This is a genomic window from Corynebacterium sp. HMSC076C10 (genome assembly GCF_001812455.1).
In the GTDB taxonomy this organism is placed as follows: Bacteria; Actinomycetota; Actinomycetes; order Mycobacteriales; family Mycobacteriaceae; genus Corynebacterium; species Corynebacterium jeikeium_D.
Map to the genome: position 1 here is coordinate 87096 of NZ_KV809100.1, position 15032 is coordinate 102127.

General features: G+C 61.7%; 13 protein-coding genes. 6 read left to right on the top strand and 7 right to left on the bottom strand.

Features of this window, described 5'->3' with window-relative positions:
- Nucleotides 1-155: 155 nt before the first annotated feature.
- A complete protein-coding gene (locus HMPREF2857_RS03500; RefSeq protein ID WP_070607218.1) occupies nt 156-2216 on the top strand; it encodes an oxidoreductase in 2061 nt (686 codons plus the stop codon).
- Nucleotides 2217-2227: 11 nt separating this feature from the next.
- On the opposite strand, the gene HMPREF2857_RS03505 is transcribed toward HMPREF2857_RS03500, so the two are convergent.
- From HMPREF2857_RS03505 to HMPREF2857_RS03520, 4 genes are all read right to left on the bottom strand, one after another.
- On the bottom strand, nt 2228-2890 hold the full coding sequence (locus HMPREF2857_RS03505) for a nitroreductase family protein (protein ID WP_049172542.1): 663 nt from the start codon (nt 2888-2890) through the stop codon (nt 2228-2230).
- Between the two features lie 3 nt (nt 2891-2893).
- Nucleotides 2894-3394: a methylated-DNA--[protein]-cysteine S-methyltransferase gene (locus HMPREF2857_RS03510; protein ID WP_049172545.1), complete on the bottom strand. Its 501-nt coding sequence runs from the start codon at nt 3392-3394 to the stop codon at nt 2894-2896.
- A gap of 12 nt (nt 3395-3406) precedes the next feature.
- Entirely contained in the window at nt 3407-4354 is a 948-nt protein-coding gene (locus HMPREF2857_RS03515; protein ID WP_049189819.1) for an alpha/beta hydrolase family protein, read from the bottom strand.
- 109 nt (nt 4355-4463) lie between these two features.
- Nucleotides 4464-5357 carry a cation diffusion facilitator family transporter gene (locus tag HMPREF2857_RS03520; protein ID WP_070642760.1) on the bottom strand — a complete coding sequence of 298 codons (894 nt, stop codon included), beginning with the start codon at nt 5355-5357 and terminating at the stop codon, nt 4464-4466.
- A gap of 43 nt (nt 5358-5400) precedes the next feature.
- On the opposite strand from HMPREF2857_RS03520, the gene HMPREF2857_RS03525 reads away from it, so the two are divergent.
- On the top strand, nt 5401-7818 hold the full coding sequence (locus HMPREF2857_RS03525; RefSeq protein ID WP_070642763.1) for an ATP-dependent RNA helicase: 2418 nt from the start codon (nt 5401-5403) through the stop codon (nt 7816-7818).
- A 12-nt stretch (nt 7819-7830) separates the two neighbouring features.
- On the opposite strand, the gene HMPREF2857_RS03530 is transcribed toward HMPREF2857_RS03525, so the two are convergent.
- Complete coding sequence (locus HMPREF2857_RS03530; protein WP_242458688.1) at nt 7831-8997, bottom strand: glycosyltransferase 87 family protein; 1167 nt, start codon at nt 8995-8997, stop codon at nt 7831-7833.
- An 84-nt stretch (nt 8998-9081) separates the two neighbouring features.
- On the opposite strand from HMPREF2857_RS03530, the gene HMPREF2857_RS03535 reads away from it, so the two are divergent.
- Together HMPREF2857_RS03535 and HMPREF2857_RS03540 are read left to right on the top strand one after the other, a co-directional pair.
- Nucleotides 9082-9804 carry a YggS family pyridoxal phosphate-dependent enzyme gene (locus tag HMPREF2857_RS03535; protein WP_070642767.1) on the top strand — a complete coding sequence of 241 codons (723 nt, stop codon included), beginning with the start codon at nt 9082-9084 and terminating at the stop codon, nt 9802-9804.
- Between the two features lie 30 nt (nt 9805-9834).
- Nucleotides 9835-10221: a Rieske (2Fe-2S) protein gene (locus HMPREF2857_RS03540; protein WP_049172555.1), complete on the top strand. Its 387-nt coding sequence runs from the start codon at nt 9835-9837 to the stop codon at nt 10219-10221.
- A gap of 14 nt (nt 10222-10235) precedes the next feature.
- On the opposite strand, the gene HMPREF2857_RS03545 is transcribed toward HMPREF2857_RS03540, so the two are convergent.
- Together HMPREF2857_RS03545 and HMPREF2857_RS03550 are read right to left on the bottom strand one after the other, a co-directional pair.
- Entirely contained in the window at nt 10236-11450 is a 1215-nt protein-coding gene (locus HMPREF2857_RS03545) for a Fic family protein (RefSeq protein WP_070642790.1), read from the bottom strand.
- A 200-nt stretch (nt 11451-11650) separates the two neighbouring features.
- Complete coding sequence (locus HMPREF2857_RS03550; RefSeq protein ID WP_049193393.1) at nt 11651-12859, bottom strand: MFS transporter; 1209 nt, start codon at nt 12857-12859, stop codon at nt 11651-11653.
- Between the two features lie 106 nt (nt 12860-12965).
- Here HMPREF2857_RS03550 and HMPREF2857_RS03555 point away from each other — a divergent pair, with 106 nt between their 5' ends.
- Together HMPREF2857_RS03555 and HMPREF2857_RS03560 are read left to right on the top strand one after the other, a co-directional pair.
- The gene (locus tag HMPREF2857_RS03555; RefSeq protein WP_070642768.1) at nt 12966-14183 is read left to right on the top strand and encodes a saccharopine dehydrogenase family protein; all 1218 of its coding nucleotides are present in this window, start codon (nt 12966-12968) and stop codon (nt 14181-14183) included.
- A complete protein-coding gene (locus HMPREF2857_RS03560; protein WP_070642769.1) occupies nt 14180-15031 on the top strand; it encodes an SDR family NAD(P)-dependent oxidoreductase in 852 nt (283 codons plus the stop codon). Before HMPREF2857_RS03555 ends, HMPREF2857_RS03560 begins: the two co-directional genes overlap by 4 nt.
- Nucleotide 15032: the final 1 nt, after the last annotated feature.

Sequence of the window (15032 nt, forward strand, 5' to 3'; positions counted from 1 at the left end):
TACTAATATCCCCGACTGTAGTCATACGACACCCTCCTGCGCCGAAGACTGCGTGTGCTTTACACCTGATGTTCCACGTGAAACGTATATAAAACTGTGCCGGAATTTTTCCGATTCACCTCATACACAGCCGCTAAAACCGCGATACTGGTTGCATGTCTGACCAGCCTCACTTCCCACATCTTCTCTCCCCTCTCGACGTCGGTCCTCTAACTCTGCGCAATCGCATCATCATGGGCTCAATGCACTCCGGCCTGGAAGATCGCACCCGTGATATCCCCAAGCTGGCTGCCTACCTGGGTCGACGCGCCGAAGGTGGCGTGGGGCTCATCGTCACCGGCGGTTATGCTCCCAACATCGAAGGTTGGCTGACTCCGGCCGGTTCGATGATGGCGTCGAAGCGCATGGCGGACAATCACCGCCGCGTTACTGACCTCGTGCACTCCCACGGCAGCCACATCGTGCTGCAGGTGCTGCACGCCGGTCGTTACAGCTACAGCCCGCTGGCTCGCTCCGCCAATACCGGTCAGTCGCCGATTAGCCCGTTTAAGGCTCATCGCCTCACCGGCTTTGATGTCTCGCGCACCATTGGCGCCTACGTCCGCGCCGCGAAGCTCGCAAAGCGCGCCGGTTACGACGGCATCGAGGTTATGGGTTCCGAGGGTTACCTGCTCAACCAGTTCCTGGCCGAGCGCACCAACCACCGCTCGGACAACTGGGGTGGCAGCGCCGAGGCTCGCATGCGCCTGCCCATCGAAATTGTCCGCCGCATTCGCGCCGAGGTGGGCGAGGACTTCCTACTGCAGTACCGCATTTCGCTGCTTGACCTGGTGGAAGACGGCCAGACCTGGTCCGAGACCACTGAACTCGCGCAGCGTCTGGTCGAGGCTGGCGTCGATGTCTTCAACACCGGTATCGGCTGGCACGAAGCACGCGTCCCCACCATCGTCACGTCCGTGCCGCGCGCCGCATTCACGGATCTGACGGGTCGTCTCCGTTCGCTTGTCGACGTCCCGGTGGCAGCCTCCAACCGAATCAACCGCCCCGAGGTTGCGGAGAAGATCCTCGCTGACGGCAATGCGGACTTGATTTCCATGGCCCGCCCACTGCTGGCTGACCCGGACTTCGCCATCAAGGCGGGCGATGGTCGAGCTGACCAGATTAACACCTGTATCGCCTGTAACCAGGCCTGCTTGGACCACACCTTCGCGGCCAAGCGCTCCACCTGTTTGGTCAACCCGAAGGCTGCTTACGAAACCGAGTTGGTATCCGTGCCGGTTGCGAAGGACAAGGCCAAGCGCATCGCCGTCATCGGCGCTGGTGTGGCTGGACTCGCTTTCGCGGAAGCCGCAGCTCAGCGCGGTCACCACCCAGAGATTTTCGAGGCCGCCGACCAGATTGGTGGCCAGTTCAACCTCGCCGCAAAGATTCCGGGCAAGGAGGACTACGGCGAGACGCTGAAGTACTTCTCCCGCCGTCTGGAGGTACTCGAAGTTCCGGTTCACCTAAACACGCGTGCCGACGTCGACGAGCTCAAGGCCAAGTTCGACCACGTGATTGTGGCCACGGGTGTTACCCCGCGTATCCCGGGCATTGACGGTATCGACCACGAGAAGGTCATTCGTTACGACGAACTGCTCTCGGGTGCGAAGCAGGCCGGTAACAAGGTGGCCGTCATCGGTGCTGGTGGTATCGGTGTGGACGTGTGTGAGTACCTCACGCGCAAGCCGAACCAGACCATCGAGGCCTGGAAGGACGCCTGGGGCGTCGGTGACCCTGCGGAGTTCCGCGCGGGTCTGACCAAGCCGGGCACGGTCTCTGGCGCGGCTGAGGAGTTTGAGGTCGAGCGCGAGGTGCACCTGCTGCAGCGCAAGACCTCCCGCATCGGTAAGGGCCTGGGCAAGACCACTGGTTGGGTTCACCGTGCGGAGATCAAGAAGGCCGGTGTCAAGCAGTACACCGGCGTCACCTACAACCGTATCGATGACGAGGGCCTGCACATCACCATCGATGAAAAGCAACAGGTCATCGCGGTTGACAACGTGATTGTCTGTACTGGTCAGATATCCAATCTGGACTGCCTGGGCGGCAAGGATCGCGAGAGCGTCACCGGCGATAACTCCAATGTCACCATCATCGGCGGCGCGGACGTGGCCGCTGAGCTGGACGCAAAGCGTGCCATCCGCCAGGCCGTTGAGGTAGCGCTCGCGCTGTAGGGCTAGGGCTGCTACGCCTCGTAGCGGTCGGTGTAGGCGCGCTGCTCGAACTCGAAACGGCCCGGGTGAGCCGGGAACTCACCCGGGACACCGATGGCCAGCAACAGCGCTACCGCCACATCGGTGTCACCGGCACCGATAGCTTCCTTGACCTTCTGCTCACTAAAGCCCGTCATCGGGGAGCTAGCCCAACCAAAGGCGCTGGCAGTGACCATAGCGAAAGAAGCGGCAATCATGGCGTCGCGGATTGCGAACTCGCGGGAGAGACCCTTTTCCTCGCGGACCTTATGGAAGGAGGTCATCGAGGCTTCCCGCTCGGCAGCGGCAACTTCGTCCCACAGGCCAGTCGCCTTGTTGGCCTCAACCAGGCGTGGAATACCGCGCTTCCAGCCGGTCGGCTCACCAATGAAGGCGAGCAGCAGCGGCGCATTGGCAACCTGCTTCTGACCACCGGCAGCTTCCACTACCTGCTGGCGCACCTCAGGGTCCTCGATGCGCACGATAGCCCGAGACTGAATGTTAAAGGCGCTGGGAGCTTCCAGAGATAGCTCCAGGAGGCGGCGCACGTCAGCGTCGTCAAGCGGTTCGTCAGCGTAGACGCGCGTGGCACGGCGGTTGCGGATGATGTTCTCAAATTCGGTGGCGAACTGGTCGCGCGGAGAATGCGAAGTCATGCATTAAAGAATAACTGTTTGCCAACCTTCGAGTTCGAGCAGCCAGCGCTTCATTTCGCGGCCGCCGGCATAGGATCCGAAAGACCCCGCTCCCCCACTGGCGGGCACCACGCGGTGACAGGGAATCAGAATGCCCAGCGGATTGGTGGCACAGGCCGAGCCAGCAGCTCTGGCGGCACGGGGTGATCCGGCCATTTCAGCGAGCTCACCGTAGGTCACAACCTGGCCATACGGCACGTCGCGCAGTGCGGTCAGCGCACGGGCGCGGAAAGAATCCTGGGTGAATATGTCGCAGTCCAGCGGCAGCGCAAACTCGCGGCGCTGCCCGGCAAAGTACTCGCGGAACTGCTGCGCTGCCTGTTCCGCCACCGCTTGCGCTTCGGGGTCGGCGGCGCTGGGGTCGTCGTCAAGCACGGGGCCTAAGAGATTGACTTCGACGACCCCGCGAGCGGAGGTGGCGATTCCAAGCACGCCGAAAGGCGTTTCTACCTGGGAAATCGCCATAAAACCTCCTACTTAGCCCTTGTTGGCCTGGAACCAGGCCAACAGCTCGTCCCACTCCTTCTCGTGACCGGAGCGGAAGTAACCACCGTAGCCCACGCCCTTGCCGCCAGCCGGCTGAGCCTGGCGCTTTTCAATCTTTTCAGCAGAGCTCATCACATTGGTGATCAGGTCTGCCGAGGACTCCTCAGTCCAGTAATCATCCGGAACGCGGATGGACAGGAACGGCTGCGGAGCCTTGGAGAAGCGGTTAGCGAAGTCGAACTCGGAGTCGTCGAAGAAGTAGCCTTCCTTGCGAGCCCAACGAGCCCACTGACGCATGACACCATTCGGCGGCTCAACAGCTAGACGCCACGCCGACGCCGGAATGTGGCCAGTGATGAAACCGCTGATCGGGCCGAGAATATTGAAGATGAAGAATGCGCGGACCTTTCCCGCCACGGACGGCACCTTGGAAATACGCATACCGCGGCAGTTGACCAACGCCGCTGCGTCATAGGTGCCCTCGGAGCCGGCGTAGACGATGCCGTGACCGCCAACCGCGTGGCCGACAGCGAAGTGCGGCACGTCCGGGTAGGTCTCCTTGGCCCACTCAATCACACCCGGAATATCCTTGGTGATCCAGTCCGACATCCGGATGTCTTCATTGTTCTGGTCAGTCTTCAGAGCGGACTGGCCAATTCCGCGGTAGTCATAGGTGATAACGCCGTAGCCCTTTTCTGCCACGGTCTCAGCGAAACGGTGGTAGAAACCCTGCGGCACACCGGTACCGGAGTGAACGGTGATGATGCCGTTGGGAATGTTCTCTGGGTTCTCCTTCGGGCGGAACATGGTTCCGCGCAGCAGGACGCGGTCATTAGCCGGAATAATGATGTCCTGCCGAGGGCACGGCTCCGGCAACTTCGGACTCTTCGCGGAAAAACGGCTATCCCCAGTGGAAGTGGTTGAGGCTTCGGAGGTCATTTATGCAGTTCCTTCGAGTGGACTTAAACAGTGCATGATTTTGTATACACAATCTTAAAGTGTAAGGCTCATCACTTTCAGCGCTTTCGTGGAATTTGCCTCACACGCGCTACAACTGCACATCCCCATAGGCGCGTTCGTCCTCAATTGGCTCCAGATGCGAGGAGATATGCACACCTGGGAAACGCTCCCGCAGCTCATCTTCCATCGCGGTAAGCACATCGTGACCGCGCTCCACGCTCCACGCGCCCGGCACCAGCACATGAAACTCAATGAACTTCTGATGCCCCGACTCGCGAGTGCGGATTTCGTGGACGTCGATGCCACGACTCCGGTCACGGTGCGAGGCCAAAATCTCATCCACCGCCACGCGGTCGTCGCCCTCCATGGCCTTGTCCATCAGGCCGTTACCGGAATCGCGCAGCAGCTTGTAGCCGGTGACCAGGATGTTTACGGCCACGGCCAGCGCGATAATCGGGTCGAGCCACCACAGGCCGGTAGCCCACACCAGAGCCACACCCGCCAGAACGCCGGCGGAGGTCCACACGTCGGTCATCAGATGCTTACCGTCGGCGGTCAGCGCCAGGGAGTTGTGGTGGCGCCCGGCCTTAAGCAGAACCAGCGCCACCGCACCATTGATCACCGAGGCAATTACGGTCACGACGAGGCCCAGGCCAATCTGCTCAATCGGCTGCGGGTTCACCAACCGCTCGATGGAGACATAAATAATGGCCGCCGCCGCCACGAAGATCATGGCACCTTCCAGCCCGGCCGAGAAGTACTCTGCCTTGGAATGGCCGAACTCATGATCGCGGTCCGCGGGCCGCGCGATAACCTTGAGCACGATAATTGCGACAACTGCCGCAACCAGATTGACAATCGACTCCGTCGCGTCGGAAAGCAGGCCCACCGATCCGGTTAGAGTGTAGCCCCAAAACTTCAGCGCGATGGTGACGACCGCCGCCCCCACTGAAAGCCAACCAAAACGAGATAAGTCCTGCATATGCGGGCACTTTACCCGCCTTTCCGGAGTTACTACCAGTTCTATGAGCACCGATTTCCAGTTCAATTTGCAGAACATTTCTGCAGGCCTGCCGTTCGCGTCGCAGCTCGCCTCGCTTGCCGACGCCGTGCGCGACCACGACGTAGTAGTCCAGGCCCCACCGGGCACCGGCAAAACCACGTTGGTTCCACCGGCGGTGGCCAACACCCTGGGTGGCCGCATTGTGGTCACGGCTCCCCGGCGCGTGGCGGTGCGCTCGGCGGCGCGGCGGTTGGCGCAGTTGTCGGGCACGAAGCTCGGTGAGGAAGTTGGCTACTCGGTGCGTGGCGACGCAAAAGTTTCCCGCACCACCCGCGTTGAGTTTGTCACTCCCGGTGTGCTGCTGCGCCGACTGCTGCGCGACGGCGACGTGGATGCCAGCGCGGTGCTCATCGATGAGGTGCACGAGCGCGGCTTGGACACCGACCTGGTGTTGGCGATGGTGCGCGACCTGCGGGATATCCGCGATGACCTGCGCCTTGTCGCTATGTCGGCAACGGTGGACGCACCGAAGTTCGCGGCCTTGCTCGGCGGCTCCACCCCGGCCCCCATTGTGGCGGCGGAGGCAGAGATCTTCCCGCTGGACATCCGCTACGCGCCCTTTCCGCAGCGGCTGGATGCACGCGGTGTGACCGACGACTTCCTGCAGCACGTTGCTGCACAGGCCAGCACACTCGCGGAAGAAGCCGCCGGTGATGTGCTGGTTTTCCTCCCCGGCATCCGCGAGGTGGAACGCTGCGCCGGTTATATCGCGGACTCCTCGGAGATGGCGGTGCTGACGCTGCACGGCCAGCAGAGCTCCGAGGAGCAGGACCGCGTGTTCCGTCGGCAAGCGGATGGTAGACGCGTAATTGTGTCCACCGCGATTGCGGAATCATCCGTGACTGTGCCGGGCGTGCGCGCCGTTGTCGACGCCTGCCTCGCGCGCGGACCGCGACTCGACATTGCGCGTGGCTTCTCCGGCCTGGTCACCAGCTCGTGTGCACAGTCCTCGGCGAACCAGCGCGCAGGCCGAGCGGGACGTGAAGGCCCAGGCATCGTGGTGCGCTGCGTCTCCCAGTCGGAATTCGCGTCCTTTCCCGCCTGGCCCGCGCCGGAAATCGAGGTCGCCGACCTGACCCAAGCACTCCTCGACGCCGCCGCGTGGGGCACGCCTGGGATGCAGGGACTGAAGCTTCTCGACGCCCCACCACCCCACCACGCGGAGGTCGCAAGCCGCATTCTCACTGGTCTGGGCGCTGTTGATGAGGACGGTGACATCATGGAACTCGGCCGTACTCTGGCTACCCTGCCGGTGCATCCGCGCATGGGACACGCGCTGCTGACGGCTACGGCCATGATGCCGGAGCACGCGGGCGCGGTCGCACGCGCGGTGGAGAAACTCACCGATGCCCGCGGCTTGGCCAAGCAGGTGCGCCGCATTGAGCTGGATACTGAGGCCCCCGCCAACCTACTGCCCTCGGACATCCCCGCGCTGGTCACGGCCTTGGCGTGGCCGGATTTCATCGGGCGACGCCGCAGTGCGAACTCCGACGAATACCTCTTCACCGGCGGCACCGCAGCAGAGCTAGCCCGCAGTTCCGATCTGCACGGCCACGAATGGATCGCGGCCGCCGACATCTCGCGGCTCTCCCATGGGCGCGCGCTGATTCGCGACGGCGAGGCGATTGACCTGGAAATCGCCATGCTCGCCGCCGGCCACCTCGCCCACACGGAAACCACCGCGCGCGTCGAACAGGGCCGCGTTCGTGCCCGCGAGCGCGACCTGCTCGGCGCCATCGAACTGTCATCCCGCCAGGTCTCCCCGACGCCCGAGCAGTGCATCGCCGCCAACTCCGCCTGGCTTGCCGGCACGCTTACCGACGCCTCCCCCAACCTCGACCGCGACACCGAACAACTCCGCCGCCGCATGGCCTTTCTCCACACTCATCGCGGTGCCCCATGGCCGGATGTCTCCCCCGCAGGGCTCGCGGCCCAGGCCGAGCTCCTCTTTGCTGGCGAGCTGGACCGCCCGACCCCACCCAAGCTAGATGCCGAGCACCTCCGCCGCCTGCTGCCCTGGCCGGAGGCTTCGGACTTCGACCGGCTGGTGCCCGAACGCCTAGAGGTCCCCTCCGGTTCGAAGATTCGCCTGGAGTACCCGGAGGACCCCACGAACCCTGAGGCAAAGATTGTGCTCGCCGTGAAGTTGCAGGAGTGCTTCGGCCTGGCGGAGACCCCGCAGGTATTGGAAAAGCCGGTGACAATGCATTTGCTGTCACCGGCTCAGCGACCACTCGCGGTCACTGGAGACTTGGAAAGTTTCTGGAATGGCGCCTACGCACAGGTTCGCTCCGAGATGCGGGGCCGTTACCCCAAGCACCCGTGGCCGGAGAACCCGTGGGAGGAGCAGGCTACTGCGAGAACGAAGCGCCGTCGTTAAGCAAGCCCGTCGTTAAGCAGCTGCCTGTGCCCGCACGCGACTGGGCTTGCGCCAGAGGTAGATTGCGTAGCCCAGGCAGGTGAAGAAGAGCACGCCCCCCATGATTCCCTGCATGTTGCCGTAGAACCACTGCCCCACATTGGCAGCGTGGCCGAAGTCATTGCCCACGAACACCTTGTACGGTGCCCACCAGTGGGCGATCATGAACAGGACACCGACAATAATGTGCCCAATCTCGCGGACGAAGAGCACCAGCGGCACGAAGACCATGACGATCGACCAGTGGTGGCTGACCGCGTATGGCCCGGCGAAGCTGACCGCCAGCGCAACGAAACCAAGGGCTGCGACATCATAGCCGTTGCGGTGGTAGATCCACGCCACGAAAGCAGCAGCGATGGCACCGATGAGGAAGAAACCGTAGATGCCAATATCGAGCGCGGTACCCTCCACCCCGGCGCGGGCGAGCAGACCACTGAACGCCTGGTTGGCCTCATAGGTCGGGGCGCCACCGCGGTTGCCGGCGAAGAACTCATCGGTCCAGAAGTAGATGGACTCCTTAAAGCGCACGGCGAAACCAATAGCGACGGTCACCAGGAACCAGCAGAAGCTCTTGGCCACGGCCGCAAAGTCACGGCGCATGAGGAACACCAGCGCATATGCCGCGGGGGTGATCTTAATTCCCGCCGCGATACCCACGCCCAGTCCACGCAGTTTCTTGGGCAAAAAGCCCAGCACATCGGAGACCACCAGCAGCGCGAGGAAGACGTTGATCTGCCCGAAGAGCACGTTGGCGCGCAGCGGGTCGAGCAGCATCACAACACCGAGCACGCAGGTAGCCATCAGCTTCGGACGCTCAGAGCCGAGACGAGTGAAGACCATCCACAGCATCGCCCACACCGCCGCCAGCGTGGCGAACGTCCAGATGATCTGCAGGGTCACCGGCCCCGCCCAGGTCAGCGGGTAAAACAGCAGCGCCGCAAACGGTGGGTAGATGAAGCGGAAACCCGATCTGGTGGGAAACTCTGGTGAGTAGAGATCCTGGTCTCGTCGTAGTGCCCAGCCGGCGTCTTGGAAGACCTCGAGGTCCATCATGTAGGCAGTTGCCGCAAGATAGATGAGATCGATGACAACGACCAGCGACACCAGCCCAAATACAATTGCCAAGATCCGTCTCTGCATGACGGAAAGCGTCGAGAGTCTGTCCATGAGCATGATTCGACACTACCGCACAGTTCTTCCTACTCAGGCCTTAGAGTGGGAGGTATGTTCGTGGAAAACTATCGCAAGGTTCGCTCCGAGATCGACGACGCTTGCCGACGAGCTGGGCGCCAGCCCTCCGAGGTCCGCCTGCTGCCCGTCAGCAAGACTGTGCCTGTCGACGCCCTGGTGGAATCCTGGCCGGAGCTCGCAGCAGCCGGCTGCGCTGGCCTGGCGGAAAACCGCGTCCAGGAAGCGGTGGCCAAGGCGGAGGCATTCCGGGAGGCCTTCGGCGACAAGGCACCACATATGGCCATCATTGGTCCACTGCAGACGAATAAGGCCGGCCACTTGGTCAGTTGTGCTGATGAGTTTCAGGCTCTGGACCGCCCGAAGGTGGCCGGAGCACTGCAGCGTCGCTTGGCCGATTCCGAGCGCACGCTCGATGTCTTGATTCAGGTCAATGCCTCCCGCGAGCCGCAGAAGTCGGGTCTGGCGCCGAGCCACGCGGCGGAGTTTGTCCGCATGTTTGGCCCCGATGGCGAATACCCGAACCTGCGTCTGCGCGGGTTTATGACCATCGCGGCCCAGAATGATCCGAATGTGCGCGAGACCTTCGCGGAGCTGCGGGAGCTGCGGGACAGTCTGCTCGGGGATTTGCCGGAGGGTGTCAGCCTCAACGAACTGTCAATGGGTATGTCCGGCGACTACCGCGAAGCCATCGCCGAGGGGGCGACCACCGTGCGTGTGGGACGCGCCATCTTCGGTGAGCGCTCCTATCAGAAATAAAGGTCGCGAAATAGAGGTAATCTCAATGCCATGAGTTCTGATGTCTCCCCGTGCTCCCGTCGTCGTTTCCTCCTGGGAACTGCCGCCACTGCCGCTGGCGCACTCGTAGCCGCTTGTGCACCAAAGTCTGCGGTGGAGAAGGTTGACGCTGCCGACATTCCGGTTGGCGGCGGTGTGGTGATCGGCAATTACGTCGTCACGCAGCCGGAGGAAGGCAAGTTCGCCGCTTTCTCCAGCTCGTGCCCGCACCAGAATGGCCGTATCACCGAGGTCAGCAATGGTGTGATGATTTGCCCGAACCACAACTCTCACTTTGACATTGCTACTGGTGAGGTTGTTTCTGGCCCGTCGCGTAAGCCCGCTGGCCAGGCATCGCTTTCAGCCGAAGGCACTGAGCTGATTGTGGGCCAGAAGTAGGTTCCGGAAGCAGATTAGTGTTCGGTGGGTTCAAGGCCTAGAAGGTCTACGCCAGCCGGCGCCAGCTGGAATCGCAGCGGGCGACGGCTCGTCGGCGTTGCCAGTCCTTGAGCCTCTAACTCGGCGAGATACTTTCGCGCTGTCCGCTTCTCCTTGCCGATGGTGTCGGCGACGTGTTCGAGCTTGATTCCATAATCAGGTCCGAACAACCGAACCTGTGCCAGGACAAACAGCGTCCCGATTTCGTTGTCTGTCAGTGACACGGACAGTGCCTGCTCGGGCGAGTTGGTTAGCTCAGCTACCCGCTGTTCAAGCTTCTCGCACTGGTGGGACTTCATCTGCAGCTCTTCCAGCAAATACTGCTGAGCATTCAGAATGACATCAGCCATCACCTCGACGAAGAACGTGACTTCGCCCCGGTTCATTGGGTCTTCCGTAGTGGTAAAAGCCTTGTAATACTTCGCTTTATCCTCAGCGAGTTGGCGAGAAATAGTCAGCGCTGTGGCAGGTGAGAGTGTCTCCCGCAAAGCCACTGACAGCAGAAAACGCCCCATCCGACCATTGCCGTCATAAAACGGGTGAACGAACTCGAACATGAAATGGCTTGCCAGGATTCGAATAAGCCGATTGTCCTCTGAGGAATTCACCGTTTCCAGGAACTCATTGAGAAGTTGGTGAATGGCAGCTTCACTTTCAACACCGCGATGAATCTGTCGTTGCCCATCGGTAATCGTGACCGTTGATGCTCTAAAGAGTTCACCGTCTAACTCATCCTCGCTGGCAATTTCATCGCCGAGAAGTTGATCGTACTGCTGCCGGATCCCTGTGAGCGTTGTCGGAAACTCAATCCGCTCATCGTTTGCCAGCCGGAAATAGAGCTGACTGAACTCATGAAAGCGCTTGTGCTGGGTTCCCGAAGTGTTGTCCAACGCCTCGGCGACTTCTCGCCGTGTGGAGTGAATCCCCTCAATCTCATTGGTGGCTACCACCTCGGCCAGGAGCAGATTGAAGAGATAGTGAGTCCGCGCGGCACCCGGCAGACGATTCCACAACTGTGAAATCTGCAGCTCTAGAGACAGAATCTTTTCAACCCTGGCTGCGAGATCGCTTGTAATGCAGCAAAAGAGTGGCCACTGCCCCAGCGGAAAGTGCCACTGAATCGTCGACGGGGAGTCTTTGCGTGACTGGTACTCGCTCTCCACTGCCTGTTCCGCATCGTGTGCAGACATGTGGAAGATCCTCTTAAGCGGATAGTGCTTCACGGCGAGTCTCCCCCTTCTGTTTCCAATGCTTTTTACATGATGCTTTCTACATATAGTGCCCTAAAAACGAACCCTTAATGTAAAAAATCACCGTTTTTTACATTAAGGGTTCGTTTCTTGGTGTCTAAATGTACCTTGCTGGCGATTTTCCCCCTACCGCGTTACCCTTAGCGCCGCGGCTTCAACCCCGCTACGGCACACGCGCCCGCGATGAAGGACAGCGCCACCAGCCACGGAATCAGCCCTGCCCACTCAAAGCGGCTGAACACCATGCCGGATACCCAACCGACAATGGACGAGCCCGCGTAGTAGCTGAACAGATACATCGATGATGCCTCGGCGCGGTCGCGCTGCGCCACCAGCCCCACACCGGACGAGGACAGCGAGTGGGCCACGAAGAACGATGCCGTGAACACGAGCACGCCCACGATCAGCGCGGGCAGCCACGGCAGCAGCGCCAGCCCCAGGCCCATGCACGCCGCCAGAGTCGCAATGGCGATGAGGCGACGGCGGCTCACCGTCTTCGCCCACACACCCGCGCGTGCCGACGACCACGTGCCCGACAGGTAGAGAATAAATACGAACCCTGCCAGTGCCGGGGAGAGCCCGAACTTATCGCCCAGCCGGAAGCCCAGGTAGTTGTACAGGGAGACAAACGCTCCCATAAACAGGAACGCCAGGGCGCACAGCGCCAGGATGCGCGGGTCGCGCAAGTGTCGCGCAATGGCCTGCCCCTCCCCTGCAAACGACAGTTTCTTCGGCTTAAACCTGCGCTGTTGCGGCAGGAAGTACCAGGTCAGAATGGCGAAGATGAACGCCACCGTCGCCGAGACCGCAATCGCCACCCGCCAGGAGGCGAACTCCAGCACAATGGACGGAATGATACGGCCGAGCAGGCCACCGACCGTCGTGCCCGAGATATACAGCCCCATCACGCGACTGACGTGGTCGGCGTGGACTTCCTCACTGACATACGCCATAGCCACTGCGGGCACACCGGCAATGACAATGCCCTGCAACAGGCGCAGCGCAATCATCGAACCGATGCCCGGCGCGATTGACACCACGAGCCCCAGTAGCGTTGCCACAAATGCGCTGATGACGATGACGCGCCTGCGCCCAAAGCGCTCCGACAAAATGGACACCGGGATAATCGCACAGGCCAAGCCACCGGTGGTGGCGGATACCGTCAGCGCGGCGGTGGCGGGGTCGACCGATAGCTCGTCGGAAAGCGTGGGCAGTAGCGCCTGCGTTGCGTAGAGCGCTTGGAACGATGCCAAGCCAGCGAAAAGCACAGCAATAAGCGCGCGACGGAATCCGGGATCTTCTGGCCGTAGTCCTTCGATCTGTTCGGGGTTTTCGTTAGCGCTAGTCACTTGTCCTACGTTAGCCCTCCCTCCAAACCCCTCGCTGAATACACGGATTCAGAAAACCTTTTTAATTCGCCCGCGGTATCGCTTTCGTTTTATTAGTTTCGTAGGCATGACTACTTCTTCCGCACAGCCACAGAGTCGCAACCACGACCGCGAGTACGACATCGTCGTCTACGGTGCCACGGGTTTCGTGGGCCGCTTGATTGTGGACTATCTGGCTAAACACGCCGGTCAGACGAAGGTGGCGCTGGCAGGCAGGAACGCCCAGAAGCTTGCCGACGTCGCGGAGAACGCAGGTGTATCGGACTGGCCGGTCATTGTTGCGGATGCCGCCGACCAGCAAGCGGTGGCTCAGCTTGCAGCCAGTACAAAGGTGGTGCTGACCGTTGTGGGGCCGTATGCGAAGTACGGTCGCACCCTGGTGGCCGAGTGTGCCAAGGCCGGTACTCACTACGTCGACCTGTGTGGCGAGGTGCTGTTCGTCCACGACTCCATCGCGAATAACCACGAGGTGGCACAGCAGACCGGAGCGAAGATTGTCCACTCTTGCGGCTTCGACTCGATTCCTTCCGACGTCGCTGTCCGCGAGCTCCACGAGGCGGCCCACACCAAGCTCGGTGAGACAACCCTGTTGTTCAAGCACGTCAAGGGCGGGGTCTCCGGCGGCACTATCGATTCGGTCCGCGTCCAGCTTGCACAGGCCAAGAAGGACCCCAAGCTGCGTCGCATCATCGCCGATCAGTACGCCCTGGCTGAGCCGGGCCCCGACCAGGGTAAGTTCGGCGTCGACCTGCGCCCGGCGCGCTTCCGTCGCCATTGGCGAGCACCCTTCTTCATGTCGCCTTTCAACACCCGCATTGTTCAGCGCTCAGCGATGCTGGCGGATTACGGTGATTCCTTCCGCTACCGCGAGCTACTCAATGTCGGCCGTGGTCCGAAGGCTTTCGTGCGCGCAAATATTTTCGCGGCTGTCTGCAGGTTGGCGCTGGCGGCGATGGCGTTCGGGCCGACGGCCAAGCTCATTGATAAGAAGCTGCCGAAGCCGGGCGAGGGCCCAAGCGCTGAAGAACAGGCCGAGGGACGCTTCACCATCGAGGCCTACACCGTCGATACTTCCGGTATTCACTGGCGTTCCAAGGTGTCGCTCGAGGAAGACCCGGGGTACGCAGGCACCGCGATCATGATTTCCAGCGCCGCCCTTGCGCTCGTCCACGACGATCTGCCAGACGCTACCGGCGTGCTCACTCCCACTGTCGCGCTTGGCGACGCCCTATCCCGCCGTCTCCGCGCGGGCGGCATGACCATTGAGGCGGTGCAGGCTCGATGATTGGTGGCCTGACCGGTGCTTTTGCAAATATCACCCGCGGACCGAAACTGCCGAGTGTAGGTGGCGGCCGTGCGTTAGTGACCGGCGCTTCCTCCGGCATCGGCTGGGCATGCGCGGAGGCACTGGTCGAGGCCGGTTTCGAGGTCGTTGGTACGTCCCGCAGGGGCGCGGAGGCGCCGCACCCCGAGGGCGTGCAGATGGTGGCGCTCGACATGTCCAGCGCCGACGACATCGCCGCTGTGGTCGCCCACGGGCCTTACGACGTCGTCGTCGCCAACGCCGGTGAGAGCCAGTCGGGCGCTTTCGAGGAGCTACCCCGCGAGGCGCTTGAGCGTCTCTTCCAAGTCAGTGTTCTGGGGCAGGTGGAGCTGTTACAGCAGCTGCTGCCTGGCATGCGCGAGGCCGGTCGTGGCCGAATCGTGCTGGTTGGCTCGATGCTCGGCGGGTTGCCGCTGTCCTACCGTTCTTCCTATGTGGCGACGAAGGCCGCTATCCGCGGCTTTGGGCTTTCGTTGCGCGGTGAAGTCGCGCAGTTCGGTATTGGGGTGACGGTTGTCGAGCCGGGTGCCATCAACACGGGGATTTCTACACGTCGGACGACGTATGGCGATGAGGGCTCCGTTTACGCTGCTGATGTCCACCGCATGCTGACGAAGTTGAATGCCAATGAGGAAGATGGCATTCCCGCTTCGGAGATTGCTGAGGTGGTTATGCGCGAGGTGGCTGCCGAGCGACCTTTGGCTCTGGTGGCGCGGGGGTCGTCGGCAAGCGTTGCAGTGCCCTTCATGCGGCGAATCCCGACGCAAGCGATGTTGACCATCATGCGCCGGGTGCACGGGCTGCGGTGAG